Source organism: Variovorax xiamenensis (genome assembly GCF_050916385.1).
Taxonomy (GTDB): Bacteria; Pseudomonadota; Gammaproteobacteria; order Burkholderiales; family Burkholderiaceae_C; genus Variovorax.
The window spans coordinates 4,546,670-4,569,495 of sequence record NZ_CP139038.1; the positions used below are offsets into that span (position 1 = coordinate 4,546,670).

The 22,826-nt window shown below is 63.8% G+C and carries 11 protein-coding genes; 2 read left to right on the top strand and 9 right to left on the bottom strand.

Going from position 1 to position 22,826, the window contains the following annotated elements:
- Positions 1 to 14: 14 nt before the first annotated feature.
- Complete coding sequence (glpK, locus tag SFB74_RS20750) at positions 15 to 1,511, top strand: glycerol kinase GlpK (protein ID WP_432726176.1); 1,497 nt, start codon at positions 15 to 17, stop codon at positions 1,509 to 1,511.
- Between the two features lie 6 nt (positions 1,512 to 1,517).
- Here the strand turns inward: glpK and SFB74_RS20755 are convergent, their stop codons facing one another.
- On the bottom strand, positions 1,518 to 1,979 hold the full coding sequence (locus SFB74_RS20755) for an SH3 domain-containing protein (RefSeq protein ID WP_432726177.1): 462 nt from the start codon (positions 1,977 to 1,979) through the stop codon (positions 1,518 to 1,520).
- 190 nt (positions 1,980 to 2,169) lie between these two features.
- On the opposite strand from SFB74_RS20755, the gene SFB74_RS20760 reads away from it, so the two are divergent.
- Entirely contained in the window at positions 2,170 to 3,804 is a 1,635-nt protein-coding gene (locus SFB74_RS20760; RefSeq protein ID WP_432726178.1) for a phosphoethanolamine transferase, read from the top strand.
- Positions 3,805 to 3,832: 28 nt separating this feature from the next.
- Here the strand turns inward: SFB74_RS20760 and SFB74_RS20765 are convergent, their stop codons facing one another.
- The 8 genes from SFB74_RS20765 to SFB74_RS20800 all read right to left on the bottom strand — a co-directional run bounded on the left by SFB74_RS20765 (position 3,833) and on the right by SFB74_RS20800 (position 22,708).
- The gene (locus SFB74_RS20765) at positions 3,833 to 5,548 is read right to left on the bottom strand and encodes a ShlB/FhaC/HecB family hemolysin secretion/activation protein (protein ID WP_432731972.1); all 1,716 of its coding nucleotides are present in this window, start codon (positions 5,546 to 5,548) and stop codon (positions 3,833 to 3,835) included.
- Positions 5,549 to 5,665: 117 nt separating this feature from the next.
- Positions 5,666 to 6,388, bottom strand: a complete 723-nt coding sequence (locus tag SFB74_RS20770) for a hypothetical protein (RefSeq protein ID WP_432726179.1) — start codon at positions 6,386 to 6,388, stop codon at positions 5,666 to 5,668.
- Between the two features lie 201 nt (positions 6,389 to 6,589).
- On the bottom strand, positions 6,590 to 7,003 hold the full coding sequence (locus SFB74_RS20775; RefSeq protein ID WP_432726180.1) for a hypothetical protein: 414 nt from the start codon (positions 7,001 to 7,003) through the stop codon (positions 6,590 to 6,592).
- Positions 7,004 to 16,411, bottom strand: a complete 9,408-nt coding sequence (locus SFB74_RS20780; protein WP_432726181.1) for a filamentous hemagglutinin N-terminal domain-containing protein — start codon at positions 16,409 to 16,411, stop codon at positions 7,004 to 7,006.
- 276 nt (positions 16,412 to 16,687) lie between these two features.
- Positions 16,688 to 17,644 (bottom strand): alpha-E domain-containing protein, encoded by a 957-nt coding sequence (locus tag SFB74_RS20785; RefSeq protein ID WP_019656032.1) that lies wholly within the window; start codon positions 17,642 to 17,644, stop codon positions 16,688 to 16,690.
- A 13-nt stretch (positions 17,645 to 17,657) separates the two neighbouring features.
- Positions 17,658 to 19,154 (bottom strand): circularly permuted type 2 ATP-grasp protein, encoded by a 1,497-nt coding sequence (locus SFB74_RS20790; RefSeq protein ID WP_432726182.1) that lies wholly within the window; start codon positions 19,152 to 19,154, stop codon positions 17,658 to 17,660.
- A 98-nt stretch (positions 19,155 to 19,252) separates the two neighbouring features.
- The gene (locus SFB74_RS20795) at positions 19,253 to 20,101 is read right to left on the bottom strand and encodes an oxepin-CoA hydrolase, alternative type (protein WP_432726183.1); all 849 of its coding nucleotides are present in this window, start codon (positions 20,099 to 20,101) and stop codon (positions 19,253 to 19,255) included.
- Between the two features lie 159 nt (positions 20,102 to 20,260).
- Positions 20,261 to 22,708, bottom strand: a complete 2,448-nt coding sequence (locus SFB74_RS20800) for a DNA internalization-related competence protein ComEC/Rec2 (protein ID WP_432726184.1) — start codon at positions 22,706 to 22,708, stop codon at positions 20,261 to 20,263.
- Between the last annotated feature and the right edge of the window lie 118 nt (positions 22,709 to 22,826).

Here is a 22,826-nt window from a genome sequence, read left to right on the forward strand (position 1 = left end):
GGAATACCGATCGCATGACCACCTACCTGCTCGCCCTCGACCAGGGCACCTCCAGCTCGCGCAGCATCGTGTTCGACCGCGAAGGCCACATCGTCGCCATCGCGCAGAAGGAGCTCACGCAGATCTACCCGCAGCCGGGCTGGGTCGAGCACGACCCCATGGAAATCTGGCGCAGCCAACTCGCCACTGCGCGCGAGGTGCTCGTGAAGGCGAAGCTGCAGCCCGCCGACATCCACGCCATCGGCATCACCAACCAGCGCGAGACCACCGTGCTGTGGAACCGCAAGACGGGCCAGCCGGTGCACCACGCCATCGTCTGGCAGGACCGCCGCGCCGAGCCGCTGTGCGCGCAGCTTCGCGACGAAGGCATGACCGACACCATCCGCGAGAAGACCGGCCTCGTCATCGACGCGTACTTCTCCGGCACCAAGCTGCGCTGGCTTCTCGACAACGTGCCGGGGGCGCGCGAGCAGGCCGCACGTGGCGAGCTCGCCTTCGGCACCGTCGACAGCTGGCTCATGTGGCAGCTCACCGGCGGCAAGGTGCACGTGACCGACGTGAGCAACGCCTCGCGCACCATGCTCTTCAACGTGCACACCAACGAGTGGGACGCCGACCTGCTGAAGGCGCTCGACATTCCGGCCTCGCTGATGCCGAAAGTGCAGCCCTCGAGCTCGCACTTCGCCGACACCGACGCTGCCCTGCTGGGCCACGCGCTGCCCATCGGCGGGGTGGCCGGCGACCAGCAGAGCGCCCTCTTCGGGCAGGCCTGTTTCGAGGCCGGCATGGCCAAGAACACTTATGGCACCGGCTGCTTCCTGCTGATGCACACGGGGGGCGAGTTCCAACCCTCGCACAACGGCCTGCTCGTGACCAGCGCCGCGCAGACCGACGCGAAGCCGCAGTACGCGATGGAAGGCAGCGTGTTCGTGGGCGGTGCCGTGGTGCAGTGGCTGCGCGACGGGCTCAAGGCCATCAAGGGCAGCGCAGAGGTGCAATCGCTCGCCGAGAGCGTGCCCGACGCGGGCGGCGTGATGATGGTGCCGGCCTTCACCGGCCTCGGCGCGCCCTACTGGGACGCCGACGCGCGCGGCACGATCACTGGCCTCACGCGCGGGACCACCGTGGCGCACATCGCGCGCGCCGCGCTGGAAAGCATCGCCTACCAGAGCGCCGCGCTGCTGCAGGCCATGAGCCGCGACGCGGTGGCGGCCGGCGGCAAGCCCGTTGCGGAACTGCGCGTGGACGGCGGCGCTAGCGTGAACGACCTGCTGATGCAGTTCCAGGCCGACCTGCTGGGCATTCCGGTGGTGCGACCCGAAGTCATCGAGACCACCGCGCTGGGCGCCGCATACCTCGCGGGCCTTTCAACCGGCGTCTACACCGACGCGCGGCAGCTGTCGAAGCTGTGGAAGATCGAGCGGCGCTTCATGCCGACGATGGGCCGGGCGCAGGCAGAGGAATCGATGGCGCGCTGGGAGCGCGCCGTGCGGCAGGCCACGGCGACCTGAGCCCTCCTACCAGCCCCAGACAAGGCTGCGCTGCACCCAGCCGGTAGCGCCGCCTTCATGCTGCACCTTGAGCCAGTTGCCGCGCCGCTCGATGGTGCGCAGCACGTCACCGTAGCCGGCCTTCTTCACGACCGGGCTGCGCGCGCCGGGCGCGCGGCGCAGGTTGGCCGACTGGGCCTTCACCACGTGGTGCGGCGTCTTGTTCGTCATCGGACGGAAGACCCAGGCCTTGTCGCCCTCGAAGTCGCTCACCTTGAGCCAATCGCCCTTCCTGCCGATCACGCGGAACGGGTAGCCCTTGCTGACTGTCCAGTGCGTCTCGTAGCGCTGGCCAGGGCCGGTGCGCATGTTCAGCGTCTTGACGGCGACGCTGACCATCTGTGTCTGGGCGGCGTTCGCGGACGGCAGTGCGATCCACGAAAGAGCGAAGGCGAGCAGGAGCGCGGGCAGTCGGCTGAATCTGAGCATGGAGCGGGGGGTCCTTTCGGGGGAGTTGCGGAAGAGCCCGTCTGGGCACCTGCCGCCAGATAAGTTCCGCGGGGATATCCCTGAGTGCACCGGCTGGCCAAAGGGCCTCGCCGCCATCGGGGCACTCGGGGCTGCCGCGCGAGCCCCGGGGCAGAATTCGCCCGCCCCTCCGACTCGCCGCGCCGCACGCTTGACCACCCCGCCCCAAGAGACTTCCCAGTCGCGCAACGCGCTGCTCGCCTGCGGCGTGATCGGCGCGACGCTGCTGGCGCTCATCGCGCTGGGCCATGACGGGCGCCGCATGGCGCAGCTCGCGGTGCTCGCCATGCCGATGGTGCTGTGGCTCGCGTGGCCGTTGCGCAGCGCGCGCATGCGGCGCGTTCGCACCGTGCTGGTGTGGCTCTGGGCCATGGGTTTCGCGCTCGACGGCGCTGTGCGCGCCTATCTGCTCGACACCTACCAGGCCGCGCCCGACGGGGCGATGGTGCTTGGCGCCGCGGCCAACACCAATGCGCGCGAAGGCACCGAATACCTGTGGATGCACTGGCGCTCGGCCGCAGTGTGGGGTGCCGCGTTGATCGTGGCGGGCGTGCTCGTGGGCATGTTCGCACGGCGCGGCGCGGTGGCCAATGCCGCATCCGCCCGCCCATCGCGATGGATCGTGGCGCTGATCGCACTGCTGCTCCTGCTCTCCTGCGTGGCCTATGCGAGCAAGCCGTGGCGCAGGCTGCATCCCGCGATCTTCTGGACGCAGTGGTTCGACTCCCTCCACACGCTGCGCTCCGCCTGGGCCGACCAGCAGAAGCAGCGCGACCGCCTGATGGCGCAGGCCAAGGCAATCGCGCCGGTGATGACACAGGCCGGGCCCTCCACCGTGGTGCTGGTCATCACCGACAGCATCAACCGCGACAACATGGCGCTCTACGGCTACGGCCGCCCCACCACGCCGCGCCTGCTGGCGCACAAGGCGCAGACCGGCGACCAGATGGCGGTGCTGAAGAACGCGTGGTCGGTGGACGCCAGCACCCTGCCCGCGCTGCGCAACATGTTCCACTTCGGCCTGCCCGAGGCCGAGAACCCGCCGCACGTGCTGGCACTGGCCCGCGCCGCCGGCTACAAGGTCTGGTGGATCAGCAACCACGACGACCTCGCCATCGAACAGCAGCACGCCCGCCTCGCCGACGTGGTCGACATGGTCAACCGCACGCCGGGCCGCGCGAGTGCTTCACTCGACGGCGAGATCCTCGATTGCGTGCAGGAAGCATTGGCAGACACCAGCACCGAGCGCAAGCTCATCGTCGTCCACCTGATGGGCGCGCACCCGCACTACAGCCTGCGCTTTCCCGAGAATGCCAACCCCTTCGACGACAACGTCGATGCGGTGGAAAACGGCTTGGTGAAGGACGGCCGCTCGGCCTGGGTGCGGCGCTTCCGGCAGGAGTACGACGCGGCGTTGCTGTATCACGACTTCGTGGTTTCGGAGTTGCTGCAGCAGACGCGTGCACCGGGCAAGCAGGGGGAGCACCGCGCGTGGATGTATTTGTCGGACCACGGGCAGGAGGTGGGGCATGTGAGCGACCGCGCGGGGCATAGCCCGTCGACGGCCTCGGGCTATCGCATTCCCGCCGTGGTGTGGCGCAACCGGCAGCCGCTGCCGCAGGATGCGGCGCTGCAGCCGTTTCGTGCGGACTGGACGGGGTGGACCTTGATGGATCTGCTCAACATCCGATGGAATGGGCAGCAGCCTGAGCGGGATGTGCTGGCGGAGTCCTATCGGTGGCAGGCGCCGGGGATTCCGGTGAAGGTCGAGTCGTTCTTGAGGTAGCTCGCTAGCTGTTCGATCGCCTACCGCGTTAGAAGCTTACGTTGAGATTGAAGCCCAGCGTGACCTTCGCGGTGCGATAGCCCTCCGGCTTGCTGATCGGCGCGCCGACGAAGAAATCGTAGCTCAGCTTGGTCCACTGGCCACGCACGCCGATGACGGCGCCGGCCAGGCTGCGGCCGAGCAGGTCGACCGTCGAGCGGCCACCGACGTGGCCATAGTCGGCACCGACGTACAACTCCGCCCCGCTTTGACCCACGGCCCAGCCGATGTCGTTGCGGATGAGCCAGCCGCGCTCGCCCATCAGGCTCGTCTCGCCATCGAAACCGCGCACCGTGTAGCGCCCACCGATGGCGAAGCGGTCCTGCGGCGTCAGCGGTGTGCGGTTCCATTGGGCGCGGATCAGGCCGGAGTAGCGCATCTTCTGCTCGCCGAGCTTGAAGGGCGCATTGAGGCTGATGTCGGCGGTATAAAGCTTCAGCCGCGAAGTGCCTTCGCCGAACTCTTCTTCCGGCGCGGTGCGCGAGCCGAAGCCGCCGGTGCCGCGCTTGTAGGCCAGCGTGCCTTCGAGCGTCGCCTCGCCGATGTACTCCTTGTGATTGAGACTGAGCTCCCAGCCGCCGACCACGCGGTGCTGCACCTCGATCTCGGTATCGTCCACGAAGTTACGCGACTCGCGGCGCCAGCCTTTGATCGCCACGTTCGTCTTGCGGCTCTGGTCGCGGTAGACGAGGCGAGACAGCTTGACCTCAGCGTTGTTGGTCTTACCGGCGTAGATGGGATCCTGGTACGGCCCAGCCACGCTCTGATGGTACTGGCTGTTGGAGGCTGTGAGGCCCAGCAGCCAGTAGCCATAAGGCAGTGAGTAGTGGACGGTCTGGCCTTCGGTGCCCTTGGCCGGGTCGCCGAAGACGTGGTTGTTGATGTTGTGGTTGGCGCTGACGTAGAGCAGGTCGTTCAGGCCGAAGGGGTTGTCCAGGGACAGGGTGGCGCCGGCCTGGTAGCGGCCTGTGGCTTCGGTGCCGCTGTCGTCCAAGCTCAACGTGACGCGCCATTTTTTGGCCTGCACGTACTTGACGACGAGGTCACTGTCACCGGGCTTGGCGTTGGGGGCGGTTGAGGGCTCGATCTGGATGTCGGCTTCCGCGGTCGGGGCACGCTTCAGGTTCTCCAGGCCTTGTTCGATGTCGCGCAAATTCAGAAGGTCGCCGGGCCGGGCAGGAATAGCGGTAGCCAACAAGACTGAACTGCCGAGCAGCGTGGACGAAGAATCGGGCGTCGTCCGAATGGCTGCGATGCGGCCAGGCACCAGGGAGAGAGTCAGCGTGCCAGTGGACAGGTCCTGCGGCGCGGCCAGCACCCGTGTGGTGACAAAGCCGCGGGCGATGACGACTTGCTGCGCGCGCGCCAATACCACGTTGACACCAGTCGTGCCGAGGCAGCGGCCACCTGGCGAATCATTGCCCTCAGGTCCGGACAGATCGGCAACGGCCCATTGGAACGACTCGGACTGCTCGCCGCCCAGCAGCACGCGATCGATGCGAAAGCACGGAGACTCAGAGTCGGAAATGCGCTGCGTGGGCGGCGGCGGAGCAATCTGTGGGCGCTGGTCGACGGCGCGCTCGTTCTGCTCGCGCAAGGCGCGTTCACGTTCTTGCTGACGTTGCTGTTCGATGAAGGGTTGTGGCGTGCTTGGGACCTGAGCTTGAGCCAGCAGAGGGCCGCCAATCAACACACCGGCCAGCACAGCACGCGAATTCGTTCTCAATTTCTCTCCCTGATTACTTTTACCTGCTCACGCCATACCGAGGCGATGCACGCAGTGCCCGCCCCAAGGCTCCGGATCTTTGGCCTAATGCTGAGCTCAAAGTGTTGCCGACCGCACGATCGCCGCACATGGTGGAACTTGCGCGCGAATGTTCTGAGCAATCCTTGTCGCCAGTGCATTGACCGCATGGTCGTAGCTCTGAGCAACCTCCTGCGGGTGCTCAAACAGTTCATTGAAGCTCGACCAGTGGTGGTCAGGGTTCGCCGGCCCGCTCCACGACGCCTTGTCGTTCGTTGCGTCAGCACCGTAGTAAAGCGTTTCGCTGTAGAGGCTGTCTTCCGTCTCGCCTCGAACCAGATAGGCGCTCAGGTTGAGGCGCGAAACATAGTCCCTTGAGAAGCGGGCGGAAAACATGCCGACCTCGTTGAAGTAGACGCGCAGGACCGCGTCGGTCGGAGGCAGCTTGTTTTCATCGATCGCAGACTGCGCCGGTCGCCCCGAAGCGCCTTCCACCACCTGCGCTTCATAGCCCTGGGCAGCCAATTGCCGAACCAATGCCGCAGTGAGCTTCGGCCCCATGTCTTTTCGCGTGGTTTCCATGCGTTCATTGAAATCCGAACTCTTGATGCGGTCTGCCACCGACTGCCACAGCACCCCGAGCGGGATGCCCTTGTTCTCGGTATGCATCTTGTCGATGGGTGCCACGGGAACCACCATGGCGCGTGTCACCGGTGCCTGCTGCACAGGCGTAACAGGGGAGGAGCCACAACCGACCAGCAAGCTGAACGAAAGAAGAAAAACCAAGGAATTGATGTGCATGAGTCGAAATTAAATGTCAAAGCCTGTGACAAGTGCCCTCGAGGCCATGAGGCAACCCTCGAATGGTGATTGGGTGCAATAAACCTTCAACCACCCTCGCCAACTTGAAGGAAAATTATTCAAACGATGCAATGCCTGCAATGCCTGCAATGCCAATTTGGAAGTAAAAACCTCAAAATGCCATCGATTCCGGAATAAAAATCACTCTTTGACTTCCGTCAAATTCGAGATATTCAGTTTGTCATTTTCCCCAAAAAAATGAGAATCGTCGTACACCATGCGAGCACCAAATGCGGAAAGGCTTGAAATTAAGATGGCAGAAAAGCGTTTCTTCCCTCGGGTCGAAACGGACGCATAATAATTCAAATCTGACTCATTATCTTCTCTTGCAGCCTGCTCCAGCCACGCAAAACTAAGCAGACACCAGTCGTCTGGCGATGAGCCTTGAATTTCTACAAATCCGCTCTCCAAATCATCTGCATCGCTGCTTTTCAATCTCGAAAATTTCAAGGCAATCTCCTTCTCTATTTCAGAGAATTTTGCCTCAGCAACTTTTTGGAACTCCCAAAAGTCGACTGGCAACCGAGAAATTGGGACAATCAAATTAATGGACATTCAATTTACCTTTGGAGCAATCGTTATAGTGCCCGATGTTACTGCCAGCCAGCCCTCAACAGTCTTAATGTAGACGTGCTGCACCGTTCCCTCGGTTGTAACATTGCTGATTGGAGACCCAGTTTTAATAAAATCTGAAATTTTATTTATCGGCAAGCCTGTAGACGTTGCATCAATATAAACGTCGCCTTTATATCCAGCCTTTGCCATATCCTTGGCTGCCGAGGTGACATTTCTATTAATAGCAAAGATCGATTGACTTTCCAAAACCTTGATCTGCACTGGTACGTCATTCAGCCACCCATCGATGCCTGGAAATTTATCCGTGGGCACCCCTCTAAAAACACCTCCGGTATAGCTCGCAATATCAGTGGCCTGCTTAAATTCCTTGTCAGTCAATGCATTTCGAATCACATTTGGCGACGATGCCGGCAATGCTGGACCATTGCTTGGCGCAGGCAGGTTTGGCGAAAAGCTTACATATTCTCCCGTCAAGGGGTTTTGCCGTGCAATTACTTGTCCATTTCGATCCAATATTTCAGCATTGCGAACAACTATGGGAGGCGATCCATTGATAATGGGCTCCGGCGCCAGCATATTTTTTGCCTGCGCCATCAAATTGGAGGCAGCACTAACCCCAAAATACGCTGCCCACTGCTGGTTTTGATAACTTGCCAACCCCATGGCAATTTTACTCAGCGGAGGCTCTCTTAGGATCTGCTCTCGTATCCAATCCGCTACGGCGCTTAGATCACCTTCAGTTGAGGAAGGCTGAATCCCAAAGAAATTGGCGTTATATGCATCGTAGATTTGCTCAACCGAATACATTCCGTTTGACTGGTTCGATTTATTTACAGCCCACACCAAAATATCGTTTTTCGCAGGTAAATATGAAGCGGCAGCTGCGGCAAAATCCGACCGAATTCCCTTGCAACGATCACTTGAGTCACCGGTACACGCATTGAGCGCGCGGGAGGTTTCTCTATCTTTTGCCACTAGAGCATTCAGCTCATCCAACTCAAGCGGTGTACATTGATTTGCATTGCATTTACTTTGCAGATCCAAAGTTCGGCGCGCGTCCACGTGTGCCAAGAAGTTATTCGCAGCCGCGTTGCCTCCCGCTTGGCTTCCAAGGCTGATTTGATTGGCATCTCCCCCGGTGATGGCGACCGCCAAACCCGCCATCATGGCCGCGAACTGCGTTGTGTCAGCCTGACGTCCGTATGCTTCTGCGGCAAGTTCGCCGATGGCCGCCCCCAAAGCGCCGGCGCCACATCCCGCGGCACTGTCTGATCGAACGGCCCCGACCATGCAGCCCGCAATTGCATGCGCGACCTTGTTGGTGAAGTCATCAATAACGCCGGCCTGGGTCAGATTTCCAATCTCGTATGCCGTCTGCGCAGCCACGGTGTCAAGGATGGCATTCCTGAGACTGTCCTTCAGGATCTTTTCGAAACTGCCGCCATTGATCGCCGTTCCGATCACCGCCCGCGCAGCGCCAGCCGTCAGGTTTTGCCGCAACTGATCAGCAAATGGCTGTGCCCCACCATTGAGCGTCGGTGCACCTGTCGGATTGAGGTCCATCACCCCAAGCACACCTCCGGTGACGATGGCTGTCAGCAGGTTCTTTACGTTGGCGCTGCTGCCCAGGTCGTGGAGAGCGGCCGCGAGGTCGCCTTGGTTGTTGATGAGAGCGACTGCGGCCTGGCCAGCCAGGGCAGTGATGCCCGCCGTGACAGCGCCGCTCACCGCAGTGGAAACGGTGAATCCTGTGGACGCGATGAATCCCCCCTCGCCCAGGGCAGCCACCCCGCCATTCCATGCAGTGCCCGCCGCTTGACCAGCAGCGGTACCAGCCTGAGAAGCGGCACCCGCGGCAAAATACGCGGCGACGATCGTCACAATGGCCGCCCCCTCCGGCGTCAGCCCCTGCTGGTCGTAGTTCCAGGTTTTGTGGGCCTCTTCGACCCTCTGCCAGTCGATCTTGTCCTTGAGCTTGGGGTTGTTCGTCAGCTGCTCCACCCAACTCATGCCCGGCTGCTTGGCCAACTGCTCAACGCTGTCCCTGGCGCCCAGGCCAGCTTGGACGTGGTTTGCAGTAACCGCCAGATTGCCCGCATTGAATTGGTTGTAGTTGGTGGTCTGGTCGCTCTGCCCTTTGTCCTTGTTCTTTTGGTAGGCCAAATCTCGACCTTGGCTCGTGGTCTGCTCGCTGTGCTCGGTAGTCTGGGTGCCCAGGAGCAGCTGATCGGCTTTCAGGGTCAGCGTACCTGGCGTGTTCACCGTCGTGCCCGCCATGGCCAGCGTATCAACGGCCTCGATAGACACGTTCGCCCCGTTGAGGGTCGTGCGCGTCAGACTGCTGTCTTCGATCTTGGTCTCGGTCGCCTTGCGGGCGTTGATGCCTGTGCTGGGGTCGTGCCAGAGAATCTGGCCCGGTTCAATCCCCTTGGTGCGTGAGTTGGTCGACCCCGTGACCGAGCTGCTGTTGGTCGCGGCCTGAATGACGACGTTGCCGCCCTTGATGCTGATGTCCTTGGCCGCATCGACTTGCACTCCCTGGAGGAAAACGCTGCCCCCCTGAAGCAGCACGCCGCCCTGGCTGCTGGTGATCGTGCTTGCAGATGCTGTGTCCGTCTGGACGCTAGCGCTTGTCGTGGTGGCCCTCGCGTAGGGCAGCGACGGAATGGTCGGCGTGCCGGCGAGCAATCCCGTCAGGCCTCCGATGCCTTTCTTGTCACTCTGCAATTCAGCGCTGACGCTTCCGGTGTTGCGGCCCTCGACGATGGCGAGATTTCTGGTAGCGCTGATCGCCACACCTTGCGTACCGCTGATGTGCGAGCCTTCGATACCGATGTCTCTGCCGGCATCGATGGACACGACTCCGCCCGAGAATCGACTGCCCACGCTGGCGCTGAAGTTGTATTCGCCTGAGAGCGTGTTGTCGGTCCGGCTGAAGAGCCCCTTTTCCTTCCACTGACGTATGAAAGCGCCCGACACATCGGTCTGCCCCGACGCGATGTTGATGTCGCGGTCGGCGTGCATGCTCAACAGGCCGTTGCCCGCATCGACCGTCGCCTGCCGGGCGTTGATGTCGCGGCCGGCATTCAGGAGCGTGGTCCCGTTGGTCGTGATCGTCGTGCCGACTTCCTTGTTTGTGATGGAGTAGCCACTCCATTTTTCGCCCAGGGCGAGGATCGCCGAGGACGTCGTAATGGTCCCAAGATTGATGTCGTTCTTTGCCGTGAAGGAAGTGAGACCACCTCCTCCTTGGTTGGATACGATGGCACCGACCAGATTGATATCGCGCCCGGCGCTGGCGACCAGCGTGCCGCCGGGGTTCGTCACATACAGGCCTGCGACACGGTCGATGCCCGTGTTGCCGAGTGGACCGGAGGCCGTCGTCGTGCGGACATTGATGTCACGCCCGGCCTCCAAGGTCAGCTTGTCCCTGGCGTCGATCACACCACCAAGGTTGTTGATGTCGAGCTGGGCCTTCAGCCCCACTTGACCACCGCTGATGCGGCCGCCCAGGTTGTCGATAGTGTTGGCGTTGATGCTGACCAACTGGCGCCCGGCGATGGTGCCCGTGTTGACCAGGTTGTTGTCCTTGCCGTCGATCTTGACCTGGTTGCCCGCCAGCAGCGCCCCCGATCCGTCAATGTCGCCGGGCCGCACGCGCACATAGACCTGCGGCACAAGAACGCGCTGCGTCGTCCCGTCTGGCAAGGTCACGGTCTGCTCGACCAGCCAAACGATGTCGCTGGTGAGTTGAGCCATCTGCGCTGCCGTCAGGGCCACGCCAGGGCGCAGGCCGTATTGCTGTGCGAAGGTCGCCCCCGCGTTCATCAGTGCGGCGTACTGCTCCTCATCGTTGCTGTAGCCGTCCAGATAGCGATAGCCGGTGAGTTGGGCGACCTGCTCGCGGATGAGCTTCTGCTCGTAGAAGCCATCACCCAGGCGCTTGAGAATGTTATTGGGGTCCAGGCCGAGGCTGTTCAGCAGGTAGTCGCTGCTCAGCCAGTTGCGGTAGTTGGCAAAGCGCGGATCGGTCTCGACCAGGTAGCCGCCACCCGCACGGATGTTGAACAGGCTGGCGTTGGGAATGCCGATGTTCGGCATGATGGTGCGAACGACCATGGGCACAGTCTGGCTGGCCTCGGCGCCACCGGTCGCACCAGCGGCACCGGCCGTGCCAGCTGAAGTGCCCGAGGTCTTCACGATCGCCCCGACGTTGGCTGGCACTTCGACGACGGCGCTCGGGGCGCTGCCGCCGTTCACGCCACCAGTGCCGCCCGCGTTACCCGTTACCCCGCCCACCGGCGCGACCCCGACGCTATATCCTTGGGTGGCGCCGATGTGCTCCTGGTACTTGTAGGCCCCCAGGGAGACCGTTGTAGGCGCCGTAAAAATCGGGATGTTCACTCCCTGCACCACGCCTTGGTTGTCGATCACGTTCGCGAGGCCCGTGACCGTGCGCTGCCCCTTCAATTGGTCGGACTCGTATCGAGTCGCTGTGATCGTTCCGCCGGCCAGTACCTGACTGTTCTCGTTGTAGAGACGACCGGTGACGTTCATGTTGCCGCCCGCGACAAGGCGGGCGGGATCCAGGTTGGTCGCGGTGTCTTCGGTGATCGTGAGGTTGTTGGTCCAGATGGCGTAGCCGCCGATGCCAACGAGTTCACCGGTGTCTTTCCGAAACACAGAGCCGCTGGCCGGATCAACGTTGACTTCGCTCAGAGGGTAAGTCGTGGTCCTGCCAATACCGCTGCCGACCAGCGTCTTGGGGGCAATGCCAGTCAGTACCTCGGATGTGACCTTGGGGGCACCCAACTGGATGTGCACGTCGCGGTTGTTGACGTTGGCCATGGATATATCCATGTTGCCCAATGATTCGATGTCGGCGCTCAGGTTGTTGAGCGTTCCACCCTGACCGGTTGCCTCACGACGGGCATTAAGGCCGCCGCCGATGAACATGTCTCCCGAACTGAAGATTAGCGCGTGCTCGCGGTTGGTGATGGTGCTGGCGCCGATATCCAGGGTGCCGCGCGCTGCAATGGTTCCCGCCTTGGTGACGCCGTTGACCGTCTCGCTGTCGTTTTCGAGCGTGCCGACGCCGATGGAGACGGCATCGCCGTAGATCCGACCCGTGCCGATGTTCTTCAGGGTGCCCGCGTTGATCTGCGTTGCGCCTTGGCTGTCAATCAGACCACGGTTTGTCAGCGTGCCGCTGGCGTTGACGACGGTATTCGGCCCCGACATCTCCGCATTGGCGGTGTTGTCGACATTGTTGCCGCCCACCTTGAGAGTCTGGCCCGCTAGCAGCTTGCCGTTGTTCGTGAAGTTGCCGGAGGTGGTGTAGCTCAGGTTTCCGTTCGCGGCCACCTCTCCGTTGTTGACGACGTCCTGTGTGAGCGCAATGCTCAGGTCCTTGCCCGAGACCACCCTGCCGTCGCCACTGAAGGTGGCCGCATCGATCTTCAGGCTTTTGTCGGCCACCAGCGTGCCGTTGGTGTTCACGAGGTTCAGCGTCTTGGCTCCGGGGTTCGCGGCATTCGGGTCCGCGAGAGCCAGCGCATCGCCGGCCGAGATCAGCCCGCTCTTGTTGCTGACAGTACCTCCGCTGGTGATGGTGGCATTGACATCGGCACGAATCGCTCCGGCGTCGTTGCTCAGCGCGCCAGCACCGATGACGACGTTTTTGCCCTCGATGCCTTGGTCGGCACCTTGGGTGTTCGTGTTGACGATGACGCCGGCATCTAGCGTCGTCGTGGCCAGCGAGCGCACGAGACCGTTGGAGTTCTGGATATCTCCGGCATTGATCGAGACACCACCCACCGCCTGCGTCTTGCCGGCGTTGTTGTTGTAGCTCGCGCCGTGGGTGTCGATCGCCACCGTGGACTGGCCGAGCACCAGGCCGCCGGTGTTCGTGAAAGCCCGCGTGTCAGCGGTCAGCGCATTCTTCGAGCCGATGAAGCCGGCTGTGTTGTTCAGCGCGCCCGTCTTCAGGTCGAGCGTGTCGGCGCTGGTAATGCCGCCCTGCTTGTTGCTGTAGCCCACCGCATTGGTGTTGCTCAGGCTTTGACCATTCGTGTTGATGGTGATCGCGCCGCCTGCCTGGATCAGGCCGGCATCGTTGGTCAGGGCGCCCGAGCTGATGGCTACCGTCGTGGTCGCGGCGATCGTGCCGTTCGCGCTGTTGTCCAGCGCGTTGCCGTGCGTGTCCACGGCCAGACTGTCGCCGAACACCTTGCCCGATTGGTTCAGCAGACCGCCATTGCTCAAGGTGGTGATGCCGCCAGCTTGCAGGGCGCCTCCGTTATTGATGGTCTGACCCGTGGTCGTGACACTCAGATTGCCGTTGACGGCGGCAGTCGTTCCCGCGCTGTTGTCCAAGCTGGCGGCGCCAATTGTGGTGTTGCCATTGGCCGCGAGCGTACCGCCGACGTTCGTTGTGGCACCCGCGATGGTGGCGCTGAGGTCACTGCCCGCCGTTACGCTGCCAGCGTTGTTGTTGAGACTGCCCGCAGCGATGGTGGTGCCGCCGCCCGCACCGATCACCCCCTTGTTGCTGTTGTCGAGCAGGCCGCCGATGTTCAAGCCGAGGCTGGAGGTTTCTGCGGCACGGATGGAGCCAGCCTGGTTGGTCAGACTGCCAGCGGTGATGGTCGTGTTGCCGTTGCTGGCAACAACACCCGCATTGCCGTTGTCCAGGGCACCGACCACGGTGATGCGCGTGGCATCGGCGCCGGTCTGGACGATCTGGCCGCCCTTGTTGCTCAGGGAGCCAGCATCGATGGAGATCTGCTTGGCGCTGGTCGAGCCACCGTCCTGACTGAAGGCGCTCGACAACGCGACCGCCAGTGAATTGTTAGTCGTGATCCGGCCGTCGGTGCCGTTGAAGCTTCCACCCGCGATGGTCAGCGTGCCGGTCCCGGCATGCTCGATCCTGCCGCTGGCGTTGTCGATGCTGGCGCCCTGCAGCGTAAGATCCTGCCCATTGCTGGCAATCCGGCCACCGTTGTTGTTCAACGTGCCGCTGGTGGCGATGGTGGTCGTACCGGTCCCCGTCTGCACGATCTCGCCCTTGTTCGTGTTGGCGAGGTTCGAGACATTGATCTGCAACTGGGCGGCATTGAGCTGACCAGCGTCGTTGACGAGGGTTTGCGCAGCATTGCTGTTGGCGGTGATTGCAAGCGTGCCGGGGGTGACCACCGTGGCCTTACTGGTGGTGACATTGCCCTGTGTGGCCGTGACCGCGATGCTGGTCGCACTGGTCTGGCTGGTCGACAGGTCGACGCTCGCGCCTTGCAGCGTGGCATTGCCCGCCGCGAGGTTGGTGCCGTTGGCGACCAGGGCGCCGGTGGAGGTCACACGCAAGTCGCCCACACTGCCGAGCTTGCCGTCGCCCTGGACGCCAGCCCCGAGCACACCGGACATACCGCTCTGCACGCTGCCGGCTGTGATTGTGGTGTTGCGGCCCGCCGTGACACTGCCGTCGTTGGTCAGTGTCCCACCAACCATGATGTTGGCATCGTTACCACCGCGCATGCTTGCGCTATTGGAAAGCGATCCAGCCTGCACGCTCAGGTCCGTGGTCGCATTGATGCTGCCTCCGCCGCCGTTGGCCAGAGCGTTGGTCACGCTAAGCTGCACGCCAGCCTGCGCGGACTGGATGCTGCCGCTGGTGTTTTCCAGCGAGTTGGCCTTCAACGTCAGTGCCTGGTTGGAGACGAGCGCGCCACTATTGTTGATGGTGGCACCAGCCACGTTTGCAGTCAGTGCACCCGTGGCCGAGATTGTGCCGCGAGTGTTTTCGACCTTCCCACCAACCGTGAGGTTGGCATCGGAGGTGCTTGTCAGCGTGCCGTCGGTGTTGATCAGGTCACCACTGGTGGCGATGTTCAGACTGCCCGCGTTGAGCTTGCCGCCCGTGTTGTCGAAGGAGCCGACGTTCGCGCCGAAGCTCTGGCTGACATTGAGCGTACCGCCCGCATTGCTGAAACTCGGACCTGCGACGGCCATCGTCGCGACATTGAGCGAGCCACCTGCATTGTTGATCTGCGACGTGTTGAGCGTGATGGGACCACCCGCGTAGATATTGCCGCCGTCGTTGAATACGGTACCACCGGCGGTGATGACGCCTGGCGCTGGTGGCGTGTACGTTGTCGGAGTAGACGTGCCGCCGGTGCTTGTGCTGGTGCCACCAGCGTCCGTTGTCGATGGCGTGGCCGAGCCTCCACCGCCGCTTGGTGTCGGGGTCCCAGGAGTTGCCGCGCCGCCGCTGCTTGCACCGGCACTCACAGGCTCAGCACCGATCACCCCACCGTTGGTATTGCTCAAGACCGGCGAGGCAATCGTCAGACCGGTCGTGCTGGTCTGACGGATCGTGCCTCCACGGTTCGAGATATCGCCAGGCGTGGTCAGTTCGACGCGCTGCCCTTCCAGCGTGCCGATGTTCTCGAGGCGGCCTGCCGCCGTAACGACAAGCCCCCCAGCACCGGCGCCGATGCTGCCCGCGTTACGCACGCCCAGGCCCGCTTCGCTCCCGACCAAAACGATCTTGTTTGCGTACATGCCACCCAATGCAGCGACATCGAGCGCAAAGGTCGGAGCAGCGCCCGTACCCGTCGTGGGCGTGATCTGGCCATGGTCAGCACTGATCTGATTCGCACCAGTCACCACCTTGAGCTCGCTGGCCCAGATGCTCGCATTGGCCTGCACGGCGCGCGCGAGGATGGCGGCGTAGTCGGTCTTGCTGGCATCGAGGCCCGCGCCGTCGATGGTGACGGTGCCGCCACGAACAAGGAAACTGTCGAGGCCGCCGACGGCGTTGAACTGCGGCGTCCCGGTGGTGAGCGTGGCACGGCTGGCATTGATGAAGCCACCGCCATCCACGCTGATGCCCGCCGGGTTCGCAATGATTACTTCAGCGCGCTGGCCACCCACTTCGATGTAGCCACGAAGCTGGCTGGGCGTTCCGCCGTTGACCTCATTGAGGATGATGCGTGCCGGACCCGATGCCAGGAACGGGTTGCCCTGAACGAACCCACCAAGCTGGGTCTGCACGTTCACCCGGCTGTTGTTCAGGATGGCGCCGTTCGCACCGACGTTGAACTGGTTGTAGACGTTGCGCGAGACACCTGCTGCGGAAGGCGTCTGGATGTTGACCAGCGGCACGCCATTGGGCGCCATCAGCACAGTCGGGCGGAGATTGCCGGGGACGTTGGGAGCGCCGACGATTTGCGCCTGCGCCGACATTGCCATCAACGCGCCTGCGATGGCGACGGAGACACCAGCGCTGGTCGCCTTGCTGGCGCCCTTGCCAGTGCTGGCGGCCGTTTCCTGGACCACCATGCGCATCCCTCTGGCCGCGTTGAAGACCACGCGGTGCAAGTGCCGGTTCATTGTTCTGACGCTCCCTGGTAATTGTCATTTCGCAGCCACATCTGTGACGAAATGAAAGCTGCAGGGGCGCGATTATGAAAGAGCGGCGCTTGCTTTCAAGGAATTAATACATGCTTTTCAACGACAGAAACCAATCAATTCTGGCGAGTTAATTCTTATTGTTTAATTTCTTGTTGACCGGGTTTTCCACGTCAACAATTGTCAAAAATTTGCGCAAAACCGGGCGGGCTTCGCCCTTGAGAAAAAGGACGAAGCCACCGCGCTTCCTGCCACTGATCAATGCGCCGGAACCAGAAAATCCTGGCTGATCCGCACCCCCAGCTCATTCACGCGATCAAGGAATTGCGTGAGATACGCATGCAGCCCCGTCGCCAGAATTTCGTCGACACGCGCATATTGCAGATCAGCCAGCAGCTTTCCGGCGCGGCGCTGGGTTTCGGCGCTCTGCTCGTTCTGCACCTTCGCGAGGTTGTTGACCACCTCGACCAGACTGGCGTGCAGCGAGCGCGGCATGTCGGCGCGAAGAATGAGCAGCTCCGCCACGCGCTCGGGCTTGATCACATCGCGGTAAACCTTGCGATAGACCTCGAAGGCCGAGACGCTGCGCAGGATGGCGCTCCAGTGATAGAAGTCGTATTCCTGATCTTCCTCGGTAGCGGCGCCGAAGAACTCGCTGTTGAGGGCGTGGAACTTCACGTCCACCAGTCGCGCGGTGTTGTCGGCGCGCTCCAGGAAGGTGCCGAGGCGCGAGAAGTAGAAGGCCTCGTCCTGCAGCATGGTGCCCAGCGTGACGCCGCGCGACAGGTGCGAGCGGAACTTGACCCACTCGAAGAACTGGCCGGGGTCGCGCTCGAAGTCGCCCGAGCGCAGCATGCGGTTGACCTCGAGCCAGGTGGTGTTCTGCGTTTCCCAGGCTTCGGTGGTGAGCGCGCCGCGCACGGCGCGCGCGTTCTCGCGGGCGGCCTTGAGGCAGGAGACGATCGACGAGGCGTTGCTCTCGTCCTTGACCATGAACTCCATCACCTCCTTGGGCGCGATCTGGTCGTACTTCTGGTTGTACCAGGGCAGCAGCTCGCTGATCGAGAGCACGCCCTGCCAGCCGTACTTGGCCACTTCGGCGGACTGCGGCAGCAGCGAGGTCTGGTAGTTGACGTCCAGCATGCGCGCCGTGTTCTCGGCACGCTCGGTGTAGCGGGACATCCAGTAGAGATGGTCGGCGGTACGTGACAGCATCTTCGTTGTCCTCCTACGATTGGCTTTGCGACTGCGCAGGCGCCGCCTTGGGCTTGGGGCTGCGGTCGGCTTCGAGAATCCAGGTGTCCTTGGTGCCGCCGCCCTGCGACGAATTGACCACCAGCGAGCCTTCCTTCAGCGCCACGCGCGTGAGGCCGCCGGGCACCATCTGCACCTCGCTACCCGAGAGCACGAAGGGGCGCAGGTCGATGTGGCGCGGCGCGATGCCGGCGTCGACGAAGGTGGGCGAGGTCGACAGGCTCAGCGTGGGCTGGGCGATGTAGCCGTCGGGCTTGGCGATCACGGCCTTCTTGAAGTCCTCGATCTCGGCCTGCGTGGCGGCCGGGCCGATCAGCATGCCGTAGCCGCCGGCGCCGTGCACTTCCTTGACGACCAGATCCTTCATGTTGTCGAGCGTGTATTGCAGCTCGTCCTTGTTGCGGCACATGTAGGTGGGCACGTTCTTCAGGATCGGCTTCTCGCCGAGGTAGAACTCCACCATCTTCGGCACGTAGGGGTAGATCGACTTGTCGTCTGCCACGCCGGTGCCCACCGCATTGCAGATGACGACGTTGCCGTCGCGGTAGGCACGCATGAGGCCCGAGCAGCCCAGCGTCGACGTCGGCCGGAACACCTCGGGGTCGAGGAAGTCGTCGTCCACGCGGCGGTAGATGACGTCCACGCGCTTCGGCCCGCGCGTGGTGCGCATGTAGACGAAGTTGTCCTTGACGAACAGGTCCTGCCCTTCGACCAGCTCCACACCCATCTGCTGGGCGAGGAAGGCGTGCTCGAAGTAGGCGCTGTTGTACATGCCGGGCGTGAGCACCACCACCGTGGGCTCGGCCGTGGCAGGCGGCGCGCTGGCGCGCAGGGTCTCCAGCAGCAGGTCGGGATAGTGCGCGACCGGCGCGACGCGGTTCTGGTTGAAGAGCTCCGGGAAGAGCCGCATCATCATCTTGCGGTTCTCGAGCATGTAGCTCACGCCGCTGGGCACGCGCAGGTTGTCCTCGAGCACGTAGTACTCGCCGTTGCCCTCGGCATCGGGGGCGCGCACGATGTCGATGCCCGAGATGTTCGAGTAGACGTTGTGCGGCACGTTCACGCCCATCATCTCGGGGCGGAACTGGGCGTTGTTCAGGATCTGCTCGGCCGGGATGATGCCGGCCTTGATGATTTCCTGGTCATGGTAGACATCGTGAAGAAAGCGGTTGAGCGCCGTCACACGCTGCACCAGCCCTTTTTCCATGCTGTCCCACTCGTGGGCGGGAATGATGCGAGGCAGCAGGTCGAACGGTATGAGCCGCTCGGTACCGGAACCGTCCTCGTCCTTGGCGCCGTACACCGCGAAGGTGATGCCGACCCGGCGGAAGATCATTTCCGCCTCTTCGCGCCGCGAACGCATCACCTCACCGGGTTGCTTCGCGAGCCATTGGTCGTAGCGCTTGTAATGCTGTCGAATCGCAGCTCCCGAGTAGGGCAGCTGCTCATACATCTCGTCAAATTTGTGCATGGAACGACCAATCTCCTTGAGTTCATAGCTTAGCAAGTTCAGGGCCAGTAGAACCCCTGATGCCAAGGCCGGAGACGGGTCGGATGATCTTTCCGCGCTCAGGTCGCGGGGCCCTCCCCGGTGGTTTCCGGCTTCTTGCGGGGCGAGAGAAATTCCTTGATGCGCTCTCCGCTCTCGTCGCTGTAGAGACTGGCCAGGAAGGAGTCGCGCTCGGCCTCCAGCTGCTCGCGCCGGCTGCGTCCCCGCGCCGCGTACACGAGCTGCTTGATGCGCGCCTGCACCTCGAACGGACCGCGCGCGAGTTGCTGCGCCCAGGCGAGCGCGGCGGCGCCGGCTTCCCCGTGCGGAACCACCTTGTTGACCACGCCCAGCTCATGCAGCCGCTTCGCGGTGCAGGGCGTGCCGTCGAGCAGCATCTCGAGCGCAGCCTGCGGCGGCAGCGAGCGCGCCAGCGAATCGGTGCCGCCACCGTCGGGCGACAGGCCGACGTTGATGTACGACATCGCGAACTTCGCGTCCTCGGCGGCCACGATCAGGTCGCAGGCCAGGCACAGCGAGAAGCCGCCGCCCATCGCCGCGCCCTCGACCGCGGCAATGACGGGCTGGGGCGCTTCCTCGATCGCCATGAGCCACTCGTGCAGCGCGTCAATGTGGCCATGCTGCTCGGTGGCCGGCAGCTTGCGTTGCCGGGCCAGTCGCCGCAGGTCGCCGCCGCCGCTGAAGTGGTCGCCCTCCCCGCGCAGCACGATGGCACGCACCGTGCGAAAGCCCGAGGTAGTGCGTATCGCCTTGGCGGCCGTCCGGTAGACCGAGGGATTGATGGCGTTGCGCGCCTCGGGGTTGCTCAGCGTCAGGACCAGCACCGGGCCGTCTCGGTGCATATCGAGCCGCGCGCCCGACGCAGGCGCGGCGCTCACGCTGGTGATGGCCGGAACCGCCGTGGTCATGAAACGCACCTCGAAATCATGCCCGGCCGCGAGCGCGGATGGTCGTACATATTGCCCCCTTGTCGTCGAGTTGTAGCTAAACGATACAACGCGGAAGCCTCCTGCGCAGATTCAATTCGATGAGTACTTTCAAGCTACTTTTGACAACTAATTCACATTTCAGGAATCCGGCGGCCCGCCCAAGGATGGGCGGTGCTGCCAGTACCGGGCGCGGCGCTCGCGCTCGCAGGCCACGTCGGCCGGACGCAGGCTGCTCCAGTGCGCGGCGCCGCAGCGGGTGTTCTCGATCAGTGCCACGCCGCGCTCGCGGTAGCGCGTCGCCACCTCCTGCGCCGGATGGCCGAAGCGGTTGCGGTATCCCGCCTGCACGAGGGCGATGCGAGGCTGCACCGCATCGAGGAACGCCGCGCCCGACGAAGTCTTGCTCCCATGATGCGGCGCCAGCAGCACATCGGCGCGCAGCAACTGCGGCGTGCGCATGACGAGCGCCGTCTCCTGCAGCCGCTCGATGTCGCCTGCCAGCAGCGCCGCCGCGCGCCCGTTGTCGATGCGCAGCACGCACGACACGGCGTTGGGTTTGCTGAAACTGCGGTAGTCGCTCTCGAAGGGATGCAGCACCTCGAAGCGCACGCCGTCCCAGCTCCACGACTGCCCCGCCTCGCAGCGCCTTGCCGCGCGCATCGCCTGCAGCGGGTGCGCGGCCTCGATGGAGCTCAGCAGCGCAGCTTCGGGCTGCATCGCGAGCACCGCCGGCGCGCCGCCGGTGTGATCGGTGTCGCGATGGCTCACCACCAGCGTGTCCAGCTGCTCGCCGTACGCCCGCAGCAGCGGCACGAGCACGCGGTGGCCCGCATCGCTTTCGAGGCTGTAGCGCGGGCCGGCGTCGTAGAGCAGGCTGTGCGTGGCGGTACGCACGAGCACCGCGTTGCCCTGGCCGATGTCAGCGGCGAGCAGTTCGAACTCGCCGGCCGGAGGCCGGGGCGCCTGCCACAGCAGCACGGGCAGGAGCAGCGGAACGCCGAGACCGCGCATCGGCCAAGGCAGCCGCATGACCAGCAACGCGCCGCCGCCCACGCCGCAGGCGGCGAGCCACCAGGGCGGCGCGGCCATCGACAGCGTGGCATGCGGCAGCCCGGCCAGCCACTGCAGCAACAGCCCCAGCGCCTGCACGGCCATGGCCGCCAGGTCCCACGACGGCGGCACGACCATGCCGAACATGGCCAGCGGCGTGATCACGAGCGTGACCCAGGGTATGGCCACCGCATTGGCCAGCAGGCCGATCAGCGACACCTGCTGGAACAGCAGCAGGCTCAGCGGCGTGATCGCCAGCGTGATGGTCCATTGCTCGCGGAAGAAGCGCAGCAGGCGAAAGGCCGCGCCGCCCTGCTGCTCGCCCGGCGCCGCGGCGTCGCTCGCGAAGAGCACGCCCACCGCCACGAAGCTCAGCCAGAAGCCCGCCTGCATCGGGGCCCACGGATCGAGCGCCACCACCACGGCCGCCGTCAGCAGCCACACGTTCGGCCAGGGCCAGCGCCGTCCGGAGAGGCGCAGCAAAGCGACCGTCGCCAGCATCCAGACCGTGCGCTGCGAAGGCACGCCCCAGCCGCTGAAAAGCGCATAGAGCGTGGCCAGCAGCACGCCGCCGACCAGCGCCGCCTGCTGCGCGGGCAGCCACAGCATCAACCGCGTGCTTCGTCTCCAGAGCAGGCCAACGACATGCGCGGCGAGCCACGCGAACATCGTGACGTGCAGGCCCGAGATCGACATCAGGTGCGCCACGCCCGTGGCACGGAACACGTCCCAGCCTGCCCGGTCGATGGCGTTCTGGTCGCCGGTGACCAGGGCGGCGATCACGCCCGCCTGCGCGCGATCGGGCACGCGCTCGAAGACGGCATCGCGCACCGATTCACGGGCGCGCTCGATGGGGTGCCGCCAGGTGGTGCCGAGCAGCACGGGCGCAGTGTCGCGCGCGCCGGTTCGCACATGGCCGCTGGCCTGCAGGCCCTGTTCCCACATCCAGAGTTCGCTGTCGAAACCGTGGGGGTTGCGGCTGCCATGTGGCGCCTTGAGACGCACCGCAAGGCTCCAACGCTCGCCCGCATGCGGGGACGCGCCGGCAACGACGGCCGGCGGCGTGCGGCTCCAGAGGCTGGAGCCCTCCGCATACCAGCCGAGCGCGATGCGATCGGGTACGGCGGGCCGGCCCGGCAGGTCCGGGTCGGTCCATTGCGCGGATTCGACATCCAGGGTGAAGCGCGTGCCGGCCTCGTTGCGCTGGGGCATCTCCGACACGACGCCCGTGACGCGCAGGTCGAGCCCTTCGAGCGCCGGATCGAGCGCGCCTTTCGCATAGACCACCGCGCGCCATCCCGCGAGCCCCGCGCCGGCCATCGCTGCGCACACCAGGGCGATCAGCAGGAGCGTCCTGCCGGGCATGCGCCGCCACCACATGCCGGCCATGCCGATGCCCAGCAAGCCGGCATAGGCCCACGCCGGCCAGAGCATCGGCTGCTGCAGTTGCAGGGCGGCGCCCAGCAGCGAACCACCCAATGCGGCGAACGCTCCGGCGCCGCCCACGGCCCGCTCGGACGCACGAAACCGCGTCATCGGACAACTCCCGAATCCATGATGCAAACCCTCCCCAAACTCGCGCTCAGTGGCGCGTTAATTGCTAAGCATCTCGGCTAGTATGCGTCTCACCAGAGACATCTTCTCGATGCAATCT

Excerpts from the sequence above, each read along its gene's own strand:
- SFB74_RS20800 (WP_432726184.1), bottom strand. The coding sequence starts at position 22,708 with ATGACGCGGTTTCGTGCGTCCGAGCGGGCCGTGGGCGGCGCCGGAGCG.
- SFB74_RS20795 (WP_432726183.1), bottom strand. The coding sequence starts at position 20,101 with ATGACCACGGCGGTTCCGGCCATCACCAGCGTGAGCGCCGCGCCTGCG.
- SFB74_RS20785 (WP_019656032.1), bottom strand. The coding sequence starts at position 17,644 with ATGCTGTCACGTACCGCCGACCATCTCTACTGGATGTCCCGCTACACC.
- SFB74_RS20770 (WP_432726179.1), bottom strand. The coding sequence starts at position 6,388 with ATGCACATCAATTCCTTGGTTTTTCTTCTTTCGTTCAGCTTGCTGGTC.
- glpK (WP_432726176.1), top strand. The coding sequence starts at position 15 with ATGACCACCTACCTGCTCGCCCTCGACCAGGGCACCTCCAGCTCGCGC.
- SFB74_RS20775 (WP_432726180.1), bottom strand. The coding sequence starts at position 7,003 with ATGTCCATTAATTTGATTGTCCCAATTTCTCGGTTGCCAGTCGACTTT.
- SFB74_RS20790 (WP_432726182.1), bottom strand. The coding sequence starts at position 19,154 with ATGCACAAATTTGACGAGATGTATGAGCAGCTGCCCTACTCGGGAGCT.
- SFB74_RS20780 (WP_432726181.1), bottom strand. The coding sequence starts at position 16,411 with ATGAACCGGCACTTGCACCGCGTGGTCTTCAACGCGGCCAGAGGGATG.
- SFB74_RS20755 (WP_432726177.1), bottom strand. The coding sequence starts at position 1,979 with ATGCTCAGATTCAGCCGACTGCCCGCGCTCCTGCTCGCCTTCGCTCTT.